The sequence below is a fragment of the Lysinibacillus sp. A1 genome (genome assembly GCF_000801965.1).
In the GTDB taxonomy this organism is placed as follows: domain Bacteria; phylum Bacillota; class Bacilli; order Bacillales_A; family Planococcaceae; genus Lysinibacillus; species Lysinibacillus fusiformis.
This window is the reverse complement of sequence record NZ_JSZM01000024.1, coordinates 1-14,224: the sequence shown is the minus strand read 5'-3', so window position 1 is coordinate 14,224 and position 14,224 is coordinate 1. Positions and strand designations below refer to the sequence as shown.

The 14,224-nt window shown below is 37.7% G+C and carries 12 protein-coding genes, 16 tRNA genes, 1 rRNA gene and 1 pseudogene; 5 read left to right on the top strand and 25 right to left on the bottom strand.

The genetic code is table 11. The annotated features are described in order from the left end of the window. Positions 1 to 42 precede the first annotated feature (42 nt). From PI85_RS18370 to nagB, 3 genes are all read right to left on the bottom strand, one after another. Complete coding sequence (locus tag PI85_RS18370) at positions 43 to 444, bottom strand: cytidine deaminase (RefSeq protein WP_036127356.1); 402 nt, start codon at positions 442 to 444, stop codon at positions 43 to 45. Between the two features lie 21 nt (positions 445 to 465). Then, on the bottom strand, positions 466 to 1,374 hold the full coding sequence (locus PI85_RS18365; protein ID WP_036120433.1) for an LD-carboxypeptidase: 909 nt from the start codon (positions 1,372 to 1,374) through the stop codon (positions 466 to 468). 280 nt (positions 1,375 to 1,654) lie between these two features. Then, entirely contained in the window at positions 1,655 to 2,368 is a 714-nt protein-coding gene (gene nagB / locus PI85_RS18360; RefSeq protein ID WP_036120436.1) for a glucosamine-6-phosphate deaminase, read from the bottom strand. Positions 2,369 to 2,554: 186 nt separating this feature from the next. On the opposite strand from nagB, the gene PI85_RS18355 reads away from it, so the two are divergent. Continuing rightward, positions 2,555 to 3,301 carry an arylamine N-acetyltransferase gene (locus PI85_RS18355; RefSeq protein ID WP_036120440.1) on the top strand — a complete coding sequence of 249 codons (747 nt, stop codon included), beginning with the start codon at positions 2,555 to 2,557 and terminating at the stop codon, positions 3,299 to 3,301. 40 nt (positions 3,302 to 3,341) lie between these two features. Here the strand turns inward: PI85_RS18355 and PI85_RS18350 are convergent, their stop codons facing one another. Beyond that, entirely contained in the window at positions 3,342 to 4,427 is a 1,086-nt protein-coding gene (locus PI85_RS18350; RefSeq protein WP_036120443.1) for an S-layer homology domain-containing protein, read from the bottom strand. 82 nt (positions 4,428 to 4,509) lie between these two features. Beyond that, positions 4,510 to 4,831, bottom strand: a pseudogene (locus PI85_RS18345) (VOC family protein). Positions 4,832 to 5,005: 174 nt separating this feature from the next. Here PI85_RS18345 and PI85_RS18340 point away from each other — a divergent pair. The 3 genes from PI85_RS18340 to PI85_RS18330 are packed head-to-tail and all read left to right on the top strand — an operon-like array spanning position 5,006 to position 7,116. Further along, on the top strand, positions 5,006 to 5,602 hold the full coding sequence (locus PI85_RS18340; protein ID WP_036120446.1) for a TetR/AcrR family transcriptional regulator: 597 nt from the start codon (positions 5,006 to 5,008) through the stop codon (positions 5,600 to 5,602). Next, positions 5,603 to 6,304, top strand: a complete 702-nt coding sequence (locus tag PI85_RS18335) for a GDSL-type esterase/lipase family protein (RefSeq protein WP_036120450.1) — start codon at positions 5,603 to 5,605, stop codon at positions 6,302 to 6,304. 2 nt (positions 6,305 to 6,306) lie between these two features. Further along, positions 6,307 to 7,116, top strand: coding sequence for an SDR family oxidoreductase (locus PI85_RS18330; protein ID WP_036120453.1), 810 nt, complete (start codon positions 6,307 to 6,309; stop codon positions 7,114 to 7,116). A 41-nt stretch (positions 7,117 to 7,157) separates the two neighbouring features. Here the strand turns inward: PI85_RS18330 and PI85_RS18325 are convergent, their stop codons facing one another. From PI85_RS18325 to PI85_RS18315, 3 genes are all read right to left on the bottom strand, one after another. Beyond that, positions 7,158 to 7,832, bottom strand: a complete 675-nt coding sequence (locus PI85_RS18325; protein WP_036120456.1) for an ABC transporter ATP-binding protein — start codon at positions 7,830 to 7,832, stop codon at positions 7,158 to 7,160. Positions 7,833 to 7,834: 2 nt separating this feature from the next. Next, positions 7,835 to 8,866, bottom strand: coding sequence for an ABC transporter permease (locus tag PI85_RS18320; RefSeq protein ID WP_036120459.1), 1,032 nt, complete (start codon positions 8,864 to 8,866; stop codon positions 7,835 to 7,837). A 420-nt stretch (positions 8,867 to 9,286) separates the two neighbouring features. Beyond that, positions 9,287 to 10,507 carry a helix-turn-helix domain-containing protein gene (locus tag PI85_RS18315; RefSeq protein ID WP_233301565.1) on the bottom strand — a complete coding sequence of 407 codons (1,221 nt, stop codon included), beginning with the start codon at positions 10,505 to 10,507 and terminating at the stop codon, positions 9,287 to 9,289. A 135-nt stretch (positions 10,508 to 10,642) separates the two neighbouring features. Here PI85_RS18315 and PI85_RS18310 point away from each other — a divergent pair, with 135 nt between their 5' ends. Further along, complete coding sequence (locus tag PI85_RS18310) at positions 10,643 to 11,938, top strand: S8 family peptidase (protein ID WP_036120466.1); 1,296 nt, start codon at positions 10,643 to 10,645, stop codon at positions 11,936 to 11,938. Between the two features lie 575 nt (positions 11,939 to 12,513). On the opposite strand, the gene PI85_RS18305 is transcribed toward PI85_RS18310, so the two are convergent. The 17 genes from PI85_RS18305 to rrf form a co-directional block, all read right to left on the bottom strand. Then, positions 12,514 to 12,594: transfer RNA gene (locus PI85_RS18305), tRNA-Leu, on the bottom strand. 47 nt (positions 12,595 to 12,641) lie between these two features. Then, a tRNA-Cys gene (locus PI85_RS18300) sits at positions 12,642 to 12,715 on the bottom strand. An 8-nt stretch (positions 12,716 to 12,723) separates the two neighbouring features. Then, a tRNA-Gly gene (locus tag PI85_RS18295) sits at positions 12,724 to 12,798 on the bottom strand. A gap of 8 nt (positions 12,799 to 12,806) precedes the next feature. Then, positions 12,807 to 12,881: transfer RNA gene (locus PI85_RS18290), tRNA-Gln, on the bottom strand. Positions 12,882 to 12,885: 4 nt separating this feature from the next. Beyond that, positions 12,886 to 12,961, bottom strand: a tRNA-His gene (locus tag PI85_RS18285). Between the two features lie 44 nt (positions 12,962 to 13,005). Further along, a tRNA-His gene (locus PI85_RS18280) sits at positions 13,006 to 13,081 on the bottom strand. A 12-nt stretch (positions 13,082 to 13,093) separates the two neighbouring features. Further along, positions 13,094 to 13,167 (bottom strand) — tRNA-Trp (locus PI85_RS18275). A gap of 22 nt (positions 13,168 to 13,189) precedes the next feature. Then, positions 13,190 to 13,273: transfer RNA gene (locus tag PI85_RS18270), tRNA-Tyr, on the bottom strand. A 9-nt stretch (positions 13,274 to 13,282) separates the two neighbouring features. After that, positions 13,283 to 13,358: transfer RNA gene (locus tag PI85_RS18265), tRNA-Thr, on the bottom strand. Between the two features lie 10 nt (positions 13,359 to 13,368). Beyond that, positions 13,369 to 13,441 (bottom strand) — tRNA-Phe (locus PI85_RS18260). 15 nt (positions 13,442 to 13,456) lie between these two features. Beyond that, a tRNA-Asp gene (locus PI85_RS18255) sits at positions 13,457 to 13,532 on the bottom strand. Positions 13,533 to 13,535: 3 nt separating this feature from the next. Further along, positions 13,536 to 13,610 (bottom strand) — tRNA-Met (locus tag PI85_RS18250). A 26-nt stretch (positions 13,611 to 13,636) separates the two neighbouring features. Then, positions 13,637 to 13,712: transfer RNA gene (locus PI85_RS18245), tRNA-Val, on the bottom strand. Between the two features lie 19 nt (positions 13,713 to 13,731). After that, a tRNA-Glu gene (locus PI85_RS18240) sits at positions 13,732 to 13,806 on the bottom strand. A gap of 23 nt (positions 13,807 to 13,829) precedes the next feature. Continuing rightward, positions 13,830 to 13,921, bottom strand: a tRNA-Ser gene (locus PI85_RS18235). A gap of 5 nt (positions 13,922 to 13,926) precedes the next feature. After that, positions 13,927 to 14,003: transfer RNA gene (locus tag PI85_RS18230), tRNA-Asn, on the bottom strand. 16 nt (positions 14,004 to 14,019) lie between these two features. Further along, positions 14,020 to 14,135, bottom strand: a 5S ribosomal RNA gene (gene rrf, locus PI85_RS18225). Positions 14,136 to 14,224: the final 89 nt, after the last annotated feature.

Below are 14,224 nucleotides of genomic sequence, written 5' to 3'. Positions count from 1 at the left end.
ACACCAAAAAGACATTACATATTTTTGTAATGTCTTTTTGCATTATTGTTCATAGGCCTTATACCAATGATATGGTTGTATCTCTTTTAACGTTTTAAATATTAGTGAACCGTCTGAATTCGTAACTGCTGCCTTCACATTCTCTCCCCAATAAAAGAGCCTTTCTTGGCAGACCCCGCAAGGTGTGAGCACTACGAATTTAGATTTTTCATTTTCTCTAGCAACACAAATCGAATGGGTCACCTTTGTATTCAATTTATGCGCCTCTAAAATAGCACCCGTTTCCATACATAATTCAGTTGCTGCATTGATGACCTCTGGTGCGACACTAGTTAAAATATGCCCGTCCTCAGAATATAAAGCGGCCGCTCCACCCCATCCTGAAGGATATCTTTTCTCCACTAATTGGACCGCTGCTTCATAGAGCTTTTTCTCAATATCCATATCATCTAACATCCCCCACAGTTAATATACTCCTGGTAATATCTTCAATACTTTTTCCTCTGCATCTAAATACGCATCTACCCCAAGAGGAATACCTATATTCGTTGATTCATGTCCTATTTTAAAACCTGCCACAACAGGAATGCCTAAGTCTCCAAAATACTCTTTCATTAAATAATGTAGTGATGCATCATCCGACTCTGTTTGTGTAAAGGAGCCAATGACAACACCTGCTAGCTGCTCTAATTTCCTAGCTTGCTTTAATTGCTGTAGCATCGAATCAATGTTAGGAATCGATTCAGCTAACTCCTCTATCAATAAAATCTTACCTTCTGTCTGTATCTCAAATTTAGTGCCTAATGTGCTGACAAGACGATAAAGATTTCCTCCTATTAATTCACCACGTGCCACCCCACCAGCAATTGTTATTAAAGGAGAGATTGACTCCGTATATTGTATTTCTATAGGGGAAAATAATTGTACAAACATTTTCTTCGATAGTTCATCCATTGTATTAGCAGCCATTAGCATAGGTCCGTGGAATGTTACTAAATTAGCGTACTCATTGATGGCACAATGCAAATAGGTAATATCTGAAAAGCCCCAGAAAATTTTTGGATTTTCCTCTAATAGCGTATAATCAATTTTTTCAGCTATCCGAGCAGCGCCATAGCCACCCTTTACACAAAAAATCGCTTTCACTTCAGGATTTTTTACCATTTCGTGAAAATCAGCTAACCTGATTTCATCACTACCCGCTAAATAATCATGCTTTGCATGGATTGTATCCCCTACGATATAGCGAAGACCCAACTCATCTAAAAAAGCTAATGCGTCCCCAAGCTTTTCAGGTTCTACTAGACTCGATAGGGCAACTATACCTACTACATCTCCCTTTTGTAAACGTGGTACGGTATTTTTCACGTTCATTCCTCCTCTATTTTTCTTATGCTGTCTCTAAGCTAGTGCGAAGGCATTTAGCTATTATTGCATCTTCTTCCCATCATTCTATATGGTTAGTTCTACTTAAGAAGAAACTCTCGACACTCTACAATTGCACCCTCTAGACAATTAGACATTCCCTTCAACAAGGGTGATTTAATTGTTATTGTAGCAGTATTTTTTAGGAGCGTATATTCATGGCTCATACGTTTTCAGGAAAAGCAAGAAAGCAAAGACTTCAGTCATAAGAAGGCTTTGCTTTTTATTGTTAATTTGTACCGCCATAAATAATCGTGACGTTAGGATGTTTCAATAATTGACTTGCAGGGAAATCTTCTGTTATATGGCCACTTTTCAATTTTTGGATGGCCGCCAGCTTCTTTTCACCAAAGGCAATCAGGACAATTTCCTTCGCCTTCATAATAGATTGAATACCCATCGTAATCGCATGTGTTGGGACTTCGGCTTCGTCATCAAAGTAAATCGCATTTTCTGTTCTTGTTGATTCCGTTAATTCAACAATATTTGTCATAGAATCGAACGGGGTACCTGGCTCATTAAAACCTATATGACCATTTACGCCAATTCCAAGAAGCTGTAAATCAATACCTTCTGCCGCATCAATTCTTGCATCATATGCCATGCATTCAGCAGCTAAATCCTCTGCCTCACCATTTGGCAAATGTATATTTTCCTGTTTAATATTTACATCATTAAACAAATTATTGTGCATAAAAGTCCAGTAACTTGCAGGACTTGTTCGCTTAAGACCTACATATTCGTCCAAATTAAAAGTTTGTACATCCTTAAATGATACTTGACCAGCTCGATGTCGCTCTACTAATTCTTTATACATTCCTACAGGTGAACCACCAGTTGCTAATCCTAGCACACTATTTGGCTTCTTCTGTATTTGCTCTATAAAAATCTTTGCTGCCACTTCGCTCATTTCGTCATATGTATTGACTTCTATCCATTTCATTTTCCTTATCATACCTACCTTAAATTCTTATTCATTAACTATATTGTAAAATATTTCACTTTATAGTAGCTAATATATTAATTCTACAAGTTATTTAGCTATTTTTCTATCATTTCCCTCGTAATATTATGCGTGTATTCTGATGCTGTTTCGGTTATGTTATTAATAAGGAAGTGAGGCGATTTTATGAATGCACAGATTCAGCAATATTTACAGCATATTCAATTTCAAGGAACTTTAGAGCCTACCGTCCAACTTCTAGGACAGCTACAGACAAAGCATCTATTGACTATTCCCTATGAAAATTTAGATGTTGCCTTGAACCTCGGTATCTCATTCTCTATTCCTAATTTATTTCAAAAGATTATTATTGAGCGACGTGGTGGCAATTGTTTTGAACTAAATATTTTATTTAGCTGGCTTTTACGGGAGCTCGGCTTCTCAGTTACCAATCGCTATGCTCAGTTTTGGCGCAATGTTGAAGAACATACGCCTCCTGAAGATATACCCATGCATCAGCTATTACTAGTAAAGGATGCGAAACAATCCTATATATCAGATGTAGGCGTTGGTGCTTTAGCGCCTTGTAAACCAGTACCATTACTAGCAGGATATCAACACCGAGAAGGTCGAGAATTATATAAAGTAGAGTATGATGAAGAAAATGGTTGGATGCTTTTTGAGCAAACCAAGCAGCAATGGCGTTTGCTCTATTGCTTTCATGATGATGCAAATGATGCAAAATTTGCCCCACGGCTCTCCAAGCAAAAAAATAAAATCGCCATGATTCGAACGGCTCGTGGTCGTCACACGATGATGAACAATGAATTTAGAATTTACGAGGGACCATCCTTAACTACCTATACAACAAACACCGAGAAGGAATGGCTGCAAGCATTACAGCGCTTTTTTCATATTTCTATACAACAATAAAGGAAAGCGAGCCCATCAGTGGCTTGCTTTCCTTTTCTGATTATTTCATTGTTCGAGTGAGTAATTCAAACACAACTATATCATTGTGTAGCTCCTTGATTAAACCAACATCATCTACGAAATAATAGGTTTTTATCACATCACTAAATTTTGACCTTTTCTCTACTATTATTACACCCGTATATTGCACTTCACCAGCTTGTACTGTGCTATTAGTTGATTTTACAGTTACTCTTTCTCCTGCAGTAACCCCTGGATCATCTTCATGTAAAATAACACCTATTCTAAGTGGTAGTTCCATATATAAATCATAATGTGTGTTAGCGTCACTTGCAATGGCTTGACCATATGCACGATCATGAGCATATAAAAGCTCATCAGCAAGTGATTGTCCTGTACTTACATTTTTGACTGTCCATACATCATTTTTACCGTCGTGTTGCTCATATTGATAGCTTAAAGTATAACGTTTATTGTCACTTAAAGAATAATGGGCATACGTATAAACAAATGCCGGGTCCTTTAGCAAGTTAGGCTTAGAAAGAGTCAATGCTCGTGCCAAAAAGGCTGAGAAGTGTGCACGTGTAACAGGGTCATTCGGCTTAAACGCACCACCCTCATAGCCCCTTACTAAATGATTATGAGCCAGTGTTAAAATTTCTTTATAACCACGTGTCTGCTCCGTCACATCTGTAAAATAATAAGGATCTGAGCCTTTTAATTGAAAGGCCCTATTTAGCACAATAGCCATTTCTCCTCTAGTAATCGGCGCGTCTGGATTAAATGTCTGGGCTGCATCGAATATCCCTTTGTTTTGTACAGCAGCTATTTCTTTGTAATATGGATTAGCCGGTGTTACATCTTGATAGTGGGGGTTCTCTATGTTGATTGTGTTTAGTCCTAAAGCACGTGTGAGCATGACAGCTACCTGCGCTTTCGTAACATAGTCATTCGGCTTGAATAACTGATTCGAATAACCCTTCACAATATCCTGCTCCACTAAATAATGTATTTCTGTCATCAAGGTATCATCCGTTAAATCTTTAAAACTGGCTGCCTGCACTTCCTTCGGTATTATGCCAATCGTTATCAGGATCAAACATACTAATTTCAATATGTTCCTCACATTATCCCTCCTCCATCGATTCTTTACCCATAAAGACGTATAGTTATGCTTAAAATGAAAAAAGACTCTACTGAAAGAGACTTTATTTGTTATTTTTATGTTGAATTAATCCGATTCCTATTCCAGTCGGATCCACTAAATAAGCAAGATAACAGTCATCAAACTCCATTTTCTCACGCAAAATAGTAGCCACGTTGCTTGTTGCCTGTTCGATAACTTCGTCAATTGCATCCACTTCCATTTGAATTCGTGTACCATGTGGATAGATCACTCTGACCTTTACTAATGCCACCATTTATCCCCACTTTGCTTTTTTGCCCAGTTGTCACTGGCCAATAATCCCCATTCGGGGCCGCTTTCTCTGGTTCCTGACTATTTATTTCAAAGCCAACTACTCTTCCCAACATATCCCCCCTTTTTATTTTTGCATAACAAATAATTCAACAATTAATTGGAGTTCCCTTCCAACTTTAGAAATTTGACGATATTCCGAATAAAAATTTCAACTATTTAATTAATTAGAAAATTATGTATAATTTAATTAGAACGACTGTTCAAATCATTAAAGGAGCACGACATTGAATAAAAGACGCTATGACAGTGACAAGGCAAAGATTGAAATTATCAAACATGCCATCCAATTATTTTCTCAACATGGCTATAATCAAACATCTGTTGGTGATATTTCGAAAGCCTCTGGCTATAGTAAAGGACATATTTATTATCATTTCGAAAATAAAGAAAAGTTATTTGTACTTTTGGCGCAGCAATCGATGAAAAATTGGCATGACAAATGGTTGCAACAAGAATCCTCATACACCACATCAACAGATAAATTGTATGGTATGGCCATGCATGTCCTCTATGAGTATCAAACACCTTTACTAAAATCAGGTCAAGAACTGGCATCTAATCCTAAATCGAGCCCTGATTCTATACAGCAATTATTCAATTTAGCTATTACACCAATGAATGCTTATCGTGCAATTCTTCAAGAGGGTATCGACCAAAACGAATTCGTTGATGGCAATGTAGATATATGGACCGTCTTACTTGGCACATGGCTGGGTGGATTATGTCAGCTTACCAATAATCAAAATTTGAAATCATTAGAACCACTCTTTCATCAGGCAATAACGATTTTCTTAAAAGAAATTAAAAAAGGTGGGATTTAAATGAAAGTAGGTTTAATAGGTGATAGCTTAACAGAAGGTCGTCCAGGAGTTTCATTTTATAATCTCTTGAAACTTCAATATCCTCATATTTCATTCGATAATCTTGGAAATCCAGGCGAGACAATTAAAAGTTTACTTACTCGCTTGGAAAAAGCACCACTCCAATTTTCCTATGATCTCCTTATTCTTTGGATAGGCGTCAATGACGTCTATTCAAAATTATTAAAGGTGCAAGCACAACCAGTGGCGAAGGATCATATTGAATTCGAAGAATACTGCCTAAAAGTATTAGAGAAAGCACATGCCGCTTCTAAAAATGTAGTGTTAGTATCACCAGCATTAGTAGGAGAAGATCTTCAAAATCACTCTAACCAAGAAATAAAAGAGCTAACATCCATTATGGAGTCTGTTGCATTGAAATCTGGCAACATCTATTTTGTGAATATGCAAAATCTCTTTAAAGAGCATTTAGAAAATTTGGAGTGCTCAAGCTTTATTAATAAAAATGTAATGAGAGTTCTACTAGATGTTTTATTTTACAAAAATCCTTTACGCATCGATAAATTATCTCAAAAACGAGGGCTACATGTAACTTTGGATGGCGTTCATTTGAATAGTAAAGGTGCTAATATAGTGGCACAACAATATAGCTCTATCATTGAACTTTATGGAGATGAAGGAGACAAAATCGGGAGGTTCTAAAGATGACAAAGATTGCTGTTGTTACAGGTGGTGTATCAGGGATAGGAAAGGCTATTTGCCAGGAATTAATTGCTCGCCATATATTTGTCATTATTGCTGATATTCAAGAACATGAGGGTCGCATGTTAGAAGCAGAGTTAAATAAAGATGCTGTCCAAGCAAAATTTGTACATTTAAATGTAACCGATTATAAAAATGTAGCTTCTGTCATTTATGATGTATATGAGGAATTTCATCGTATAGATTATCTGTTTAATAATGCTGGTATTGCTATGTATGGGGAGTTGAGTGAAATGACTATTGAGGATTGGAAGGAAATTATGGCCATTAATTTATGGGGTGTCATTTATGGTACTCAAATAGGCTACCCACTTATGAAAAAGCAAGGTTTTGGACATATCGTCAATACCTCCTCCGCCGCAGGGTTAGGACCTTCTCCTTTTTCTACTGCATACGCTACTACCAAACATGCTGTTATAGGACTAACAACCTCTCTCCACTATGAGGCTGAGGAATTTGGGATTAAGGTGAGTACCTTATGTCCAACGTTTGTGGATACACCCATTTTCGAAAACGCCAAGGCGATTCATATGGATCAATCAATGATCACCAAACAATTAAAGCAGCAAAAAATGATCGCACCTCAGCGAATTGCAAAAATGGCTATAGAAGGTGTTCATCAAAATAAGCCTATCATTTGTCCAATGCCTATGCGCAAAACAATGGATGTTATTTTTACTATTTTTCCTTTTCTACACAAAGCGTTAATGAGAATGGTTTGTAAAATGAGTCGTAATGCACGTTTAACCTAAACGTTACACAAGGCTCCCTACTAGTGGGAGCCTTGCTTATTTTATAATACGACACCATCGCTCATTTTAATAATACGATCTGTATAAGCCAACATTTCTTCGTCATGCGTCACTAATAATGTTGTTATATTTAACGTTTTTGTTAGTGTTCTTATTAACAACATAATTTCTTTAGAGCGCTGTGAATCTAAACTTGCTGTTGGCTCATCTGCAAACAATACTTTTGGTTGATGAATAATGGCACGAGCAATCGCTACACGTTGCTTTTCTCCACCTGACAAGGAAGAAGGATAAGCATGTTGACGATGAGCTAACCCAACTAACTGTAATAAACGATTTACTTCATGCTTTTTCTCATGTTTCTTCAGTGGCGACCCAGCAACGTCCAACATTAATAGCAGCTGCTCCGCTACGGTAAGAAAAGGTACAAGATGTGCAAACTGAAAGACAAAGCCAAATTTACTTGCACGCAGACCTCGTACCTGTTCCTCGTTCATAGCCGTTAAATTATGTCCCTCAAAAAGGATTTGTCCATCTGTTGCTGGTTGTAGTCCAGCAGCTATAGTTAATAGCGTGCTTTTCCCTGAACCAGATGCACCTACCAATGCTGTAATCTCTCCTTCTTTTAGGGATAAATTAATGCCTTTTAAAATTTCCTCTTCGACATCACCATTTTTAAACGTTTTTCTTACTTCATCAATCGTAAATAACGTCATGACTAAGCCTCCCCTTGGTGTATTGCTTGTAACGGTTCAATTTTTTTAATTTGTAGACCTGATAGTGTAGCTCCCACAAAACCAATGACAAGGAACACTAACGATAGTTGTATTGTTGTACCTAGGTTTAACGTAAACGGCATCTCCTTTGGCGCAACTATATTGAATAATTGACTAAGGCTGACTGATAATACTAATGAAAAGGCAGTAATAATCACCATCTGTGTCCAGATCATGTTAAATAACCTACTTGTTTTTAATCCAATCGCCTTGAGAATGCCATATAGTCCTATCTTTTGTACATTCATCATATAGAAGAAAATAGCAAATAACATACCACTAATGACAACTAAAAACCAAATTATCATATTTAAAGACATCTGTTCCGCACTGTAACTTGGAATAGCATTCAGAAATTCTTTATTGCTATAAGACTGCAGTCCCTCAAATTCCTTAGCCGTATTTTTGGGAACGAAAATTAATTGCATATCCTTTACCCGATATATTTCCTGATAGGCCTCTTTACTTATATAAGCAACAGGGGCATGGCTATATTTCTTTTGCTCCACAAAGCCTTTCACTATAAACTCGCCACTATATTGATTGTTCGTTAATATATCTCCAACCTTAATTCCTCTATCCTGTAGTGAGCTGTCTAATAGCACCTCACCATGTCGTACATTTCTAAATAGTGTTGATTCCGTCGACGTGACAAAGGCCACACTTTGCTGTTTATCATCCTGATCACTTAAAAAGCCCATTTGAATAGAAAAGGCAACTGCCTCCTTCTCCTCAGTCATGACTTCCTGTTGTAGATCGCTAGAGATTCTCGAAAGATTAAACGTCCCATCTGCATCCTCCGTCATGTAAAATTGTCCCTGAGGTAAATCTTTTATTAAAGCTGCATTATCCTGTGACAAACCATTCGCCAAACCTGAAATAATAAACGTTAAAAAACTAACTAGGAAGATGATGGAGCCCAAGATTAAAAACCGTACTTTATTTTTCTTCATTTCTTTCCAGGCAAGATTCATCCTTAACCCCTCCATTACTTTGATTATCCTTAGCTTAAAATTGTTACATGAACAGAGCATGAACTAATCGTTAAAAATGTAGGGGAAAACAAATAAACCGCTCTGAAGGAATGTAATTTATCCTACAGAACGGTTTATATCTTCATCTAAAAAAACTCATATAATCCATTTTTAAAGTAATTGTACTCGTTTTGATTAATTAACTTTCCCCCATACCCTTCATAAAAAATCTGCCTGTCTCTTTCAATTTCAAAGGCTTGTGGTTTACACTGTTCCTCAATCATAAGATAGAGCCACTACCTTCTACCACTCTTGCCTTTTATAAAACCGGTGGATGAATTGGAACAGATATAATTATTACTGCAGCACTCAGTATTAAAATTGATAATCCAACATTTTTCTTCATATTCACACTCTCCTTTAAATTTCAATAAATTGCATAGCTTTCTCGAACTGCTTTTCTTGTCGATAATACTCTCCCAATAAATTAGAAAATTGTTGGTGCATTTCTTTTAATTCTTCATTATCTGCTGTAAATGGAATTAACCTCCCTTCTAAAAAATCCATTGCTTTCTTTTTTTCTTCTCCTAGCAAATATAAATAAAAAGTAGCAAATAAATTAAAACTTAATTTTTTCTTATTTTTTGCTTCTTCCTTTAGAATAGTAAAGGTTTTTATACTTTTTTCCGTTTGTTCTAAGCGAAATTGCGTAACACCTAAATTATATAAGCAAAGCAGATAATGATCACAGTTCTTTGACATTAAAGAAGCGCTTTTTTCAAAGTAAATTAATGCATTTTCATATTCCCATCTCATTTGGTACAAATCCCCCAAATTGTGATATATAGCAGGTAATAGCTGCTGTTGCTGTAATAGCTCTACATTTCTCACTAAATGTTCATAGATTTCGATTGCTTCGTGAAACACTTTTCCTCGAGAGTAATTGAGTGCCAGAGACATTAATGTATAAACAATTCGTTTAAAATTAAATTGGTCCTTATAGAATTGAAGAGCTTTTTTTCCATAAATAATTGCTTGGCTTGGTTCTTCTAACCGCCCTTTTATTAAAGCGAAATGATAGTAAAACTCTCCTTCTAGTGACCCTAGTTCTGGATGTATTTGAAGTATTTGAATTAGTTCTTTAGCTGCTTCCTCATATTTACCTTTTGTAATTAAAACTAATGCATAATAATATGAATGTAAATACCTTTCATGTTGGGAAAAATTTGGTCGATGGGCATTTAGCCATCTTAATTGATTGTCTGCTAATTTATGCTCTTTAACAAACACATAATAACGTAACTTATAAAGTTCATATAAATAAATAGATTCTGTAAAACCTATTATTTCTTCATATTCTTTTAATCTGCTCATTGTCTCTTTTACTTTCTCATTCTCTAGGTAATTTATATGTTTTTGTAAATCATTTAATAGGCAAATAATATTTTGTTCGTTATTCTCTACATCATGAATACTAATATTTAATCGTTCTAGCAGTAGACGTATTGTCTCGCTATTTGCTTCTTTATTATTATTCTCAATTTTACTTAAATGAGGAATCGAGCAAATCCCCATCGCTACTGAATTCTGTGTCATTCCTAGCTTTGTACGATAGTACTTAATTAATGAACCAATCTTCATTTTCATAACCTCCCGTATCGAATGACTATATTTTACATTTATTATAATCATAATTTTCCCAATAATCAAAAAACCTAAATTATGGTAGATTCAAATTGTAGTACTATAACTAAATTTGAAAAGGGGTTGGAAAGAATGAAAAAAATGAAAAGTACGTTGCTAAGTCTTTTGATTGCAGGATCAGTAATAAACCCAGTGTACGCAACAGCGATGGATAGCGAAGATAGCTCAGGAAATGACGTTGGTCAGGAGAAATTCCGTGTTTATGTTGAGGCAAACAAAAAATCAGAAAAATCAACATTAAAAACTCAATATTCTGCTCGTTGGGAGTTAACAGAGAACGGATTTTCAACTGATATGAATGAAAAACAATTCGAAGCATTACAGAAGAATAAAAATTTCACAGTTACAAAAGTGCCCATCGTTACATTAGATACGATAGGTTTGGAAGACGATAGTATGGTAGAAAATGAAACTCTGGATTTGGTAACTTCTTTAAGAGCTTCTCAACAAATACCTTGGGGCATTAAAGCAATTTATAACAATGATACTTTAACATCTACAACTGGAGGAAGTGGCATTAATATTGCCGTACTCGATACGGGTGTGAATACTTCTCATCCTGACCTTGTCAATAACGTAGAGCAATGTAAAGACTTTACAGGTGCGACAACACCCATTAATAACAGCTGTACAGATAGAAACGGACATGGTACACATGTTGCTGGTACGGCCTTAGCTGATGGTGGAAGCGATCAAGCAGGCATTTACGGTGTAGCTCCAGATGCTGATCTTTGGGCTTACAAAGTGTTATTAGATAGCGGCTCTGGATACTCAGATGATATTGCTGCTGCTATTCGACATGCAGCAGATCAAGCAACAGCTACTGGTACCAAAACAATTATTAGTATGTCTCTTGGTTCTTCAGCCAATAATAGCCTCATTTCAAGTGCTGTCAATTACGCATACAGTAAAGGAGTTCTAATAGTAGCTGCAGCTGGTAATTCAGGCTATGCGCAAGGAACAATTGGTTATCCAGGGGCATTACCAAATGCAATCGCCGTTGCAGCTTTAGAAAATGTACAACAAAATGGGACTTATCGTGTAGCTGACTACTCTTCACGTGGTTATATATCTACAGCTGGAGATTATGTAATCCAGGAAGGTGATATTGAAATCTCAGCTCCCGGCTCATCAGTTTATTCTACATGGCATAATGGCGGTTATAATACAATTAGCGGTACATCAATGGCTACCCCTCATGTCTCTGGTTTAGCAGCAAAAATTTGGGCTGAAAATCCGTCATTGTCTAATACGCAACTACGTTCTAACTTACAAGCGAGAGCAAAATCAGTAGATATTAAAGGTGGTTATGGAGCTGCTATAGGTGATGACTACGCTTCAGGATTTGGATTTGCTCGCGTTCAATAATTTCAAAAGGTGAAGCATACTAACATTAGTAATACAAACCATAGCTTTGGTTTGTATTACTATTTTTTTGGTTCTAAACGTATTCACCAGTACCCCTACCTCCAAGTAGTATTATAGCTTCGCTTGTTATACGATATCAGCCTCAACATATTTCTACAGGTAGGGTGAACAGGTTGACCAGAAAACATATTATCAATACCATTTGCAGTATCGTTCCCTTTAAATTCATCTTGTAGTCTACTAATAACCTTCTTCATAAAAATCACCTCCAACCTTTCCATTGAAACTTACTTATTGTGTAATATATTATTTTTTAACAATGCACCATTCACTTAAAAACTACCTTCTTTAACTAATCTCCCTACACAACTATTTGCTATATTATTACGCTAACCTCCGCTACTGGTGATCAGGCTAGGGAATGTAGTAATAAGCCTTATATATCAACGTCTTCTACCTGAAGTGTGTAAAATGATTTTAATTCTAATCGTATCCCCAAAAATGAAAAAAGCTCACAAACCCTGTACTATCAAGGATTGTGAGCTTTCTAAACGTAACGTATATGTACATAATGATACCGGTGGTCGGGGTCGAACCGACACTCCAAAGGAACACGATTTTGAGTCGTGCGCGTCTGCCAATTCCGCCACACCGGCATAGTGGAGATAAAAAAAATCGGATAAACCGATTAGCAGTTAAAATATGGAGGCGGCAACCGGATTTGAACCGGTGATAAAGGTGTTGCAGACCTGTGCCTTACCACTTGGCTATGCCGCCATCATACTTGGAGCGGAAGACGAGGTTCGAACTCGCGACCCCCACCTTGGCAAGGTGGTGTTCTACCACTGAACTACTTCCGCAAAAAAAATGGCTGGGGTACTAGGATTCGAACCTAGGCATGACGGAATCAAAATCCGTTGCCTTACCGCTTGGCTATACCCCAACTATGGGGCGACTGATGGGAATCGAACCCACGAATGCCGGAACCACAATCCGGTGCGTTAACCACTTCGCCACAATCGCCATGATATTATAGTTATTATTATTAAATTTACTTTATACTTGAATGGGGCGACTGATGGGAATCGAACCCACGAATGCCGGAACCACAATCCGGTGCGTTAACCACTTCGCCACAATCGCCATAAAATAAATTGGCAGGGGCAGTAGGAATCGAACCCACACCAAAGGTTTTGGAGACCTCTATTCTACCGTTGAACTATGCCCCTATAAAAATAAAAAAAATAAAACTGGTGGAGGGGGACGGATTCGAACCGCCGAACCCTAAGGAGCGGATTTACAGTCCGCCGCGTTTAGCCACTTCGCTACCCCTCCGGGAATACATGGTGCCGGCGATAGGAGTCGAACCCACGACCTACTGATTACAAGTCAGTTGCTCTACCAACTGAGCTACACCGGCAAAAAAATGATGGGTCAGGACGGAATCGAACCGCCGACACTTAGAGCTTCAATCTAATGCTCTACCAACTGAGCTACTGACCCATATACTATAAAAAATGGCGGTCCCGACCGGGATCGAACCGGCGATCTCCTGCGTGACAGGCAGGCATGTTAACCGCTACACCACGGGACCATTTGGTTGCGGGGGCCGGATTTGAACCAACGACCTTCGGGTTATGAGCCCGACGAGCTACCACTGCTCCACCCCGCGATAATGATATATGTTGTTTTTAAAAATGGTGGAGGATGACGGGCTCGAACCGCCGACCCTCTGCTTGTAAGGCAGATGCTCTCCCAGCTGAGCTAATCCTCCATCTGGGTATAACAATGAATGGTGACCCCTACGGGATTCGAACCCGTGTTACCGCCGTGAAAGGGCGGTGTCTTAACCACTTGACCAAGGGGCCTTCGTTTGGAATAATTAAAGTGCTGGCGGAGAGTAAGGGATTTGAACCCTTGAGACAGTGTTAACCGCCTACACGATTTCCAATCGTGCTCCTTCGGCCACTCGGACAACTCTCCAAGAATGGCTCCGAAGGCAGGACTCGAACCTGCGACAACCTGATTAACAGTCAGGTGCTACTACCAACTGAGCTACTTCGGAATAATTATAATATACAGCCTAGCGACGTCCTACTCTCACAGGGGGAAGCCCCCAACTACCATCGGCGCTAAAGAGCTTAACTTCCGTGTTCGGTATGGGAACGGGTGTGACCTCTTTGCCATCATCACTAGACTTATTTAAAAGACAAGATTTATTATAACATATTTAGTTATAAAATGCAAGTTTTTTAAAAAAACTTTCTTATTCTTTCAAAACTGGAT

Excerpts from the sequence above, each read along its gene's own strand:
- PI85_RS18330 (WP_036120453.1), top strand. The coding sequence starts at position 6,307 with ATGACAAAGATTGCTGTTGTTACAGGTGGTGTATCAGGGATAGGAAAG.
- PI85_RS18355 (WP_036120440.1), top strand. The coding sequence starts at position 2,555 with ATGAATGCACAGATTCAGCAATATTTACAGCATATTCAATTTCAAGGA.
- PI85_RS18335 (WP_036120450.1), top strand. The coding sequence starts at position 5,603 with ATGAAAGTAGGTTTAATAGGTGATAGCTTAACAGAAGGTCGTCCAGGA.
- nagB (WP_036120436.1), bottom strand. The coding sequence starts at position 2,368 with ATGAAATGGATAGAAGTCAATACATATGACGAAATGAGCGAAGTGGCA.
- PI85_RS18365 (WP_036120433.1), bottom strand. The coding sequence starts at position 1,374 with ATGAACGTGAAAAATACCGTACCACGTTTACAAAAGGGAGATGTAGTA.
- PI85_RS18325 (WP_036120456.1), bottom strand. The coding sequence starts at position 7,832 with ATGACGTTATTTACGATTGATGAAGTAAGAAAAACGTTTAAAAATGGT.
- PI85_RS18310 (WP_036120466.1), top strand. The coding sequence starts at position 10,643 with ATGAAAAAAATGAAAAGTACGTTGCTAAGTCTTTTGATTGCAGGATCA.
- PI85_RS18320 (WP_036120459.1), bottom strand. The coding sequence starts at position 8,866 with ATGAATCTTGCCTGGAAAGAAATGAAGAAAAATAAAGTACGGTTTTTA.
- PI85_RS18370 (WP_036127356.1), bottom strand. The coding sequence starts at position 444 with ATGGATATTGAGAAAAAGCTCTATGAAGCAGCGGTCCAATTAGTGGAG.
- PI85_RS18315 (WP_233301565.1), bottom strand. The coding sequence starts at position 10,507 with ATGAAGATTGGTTCATTAATTAAGTACTATCGTACAAAGCTAGGAATG.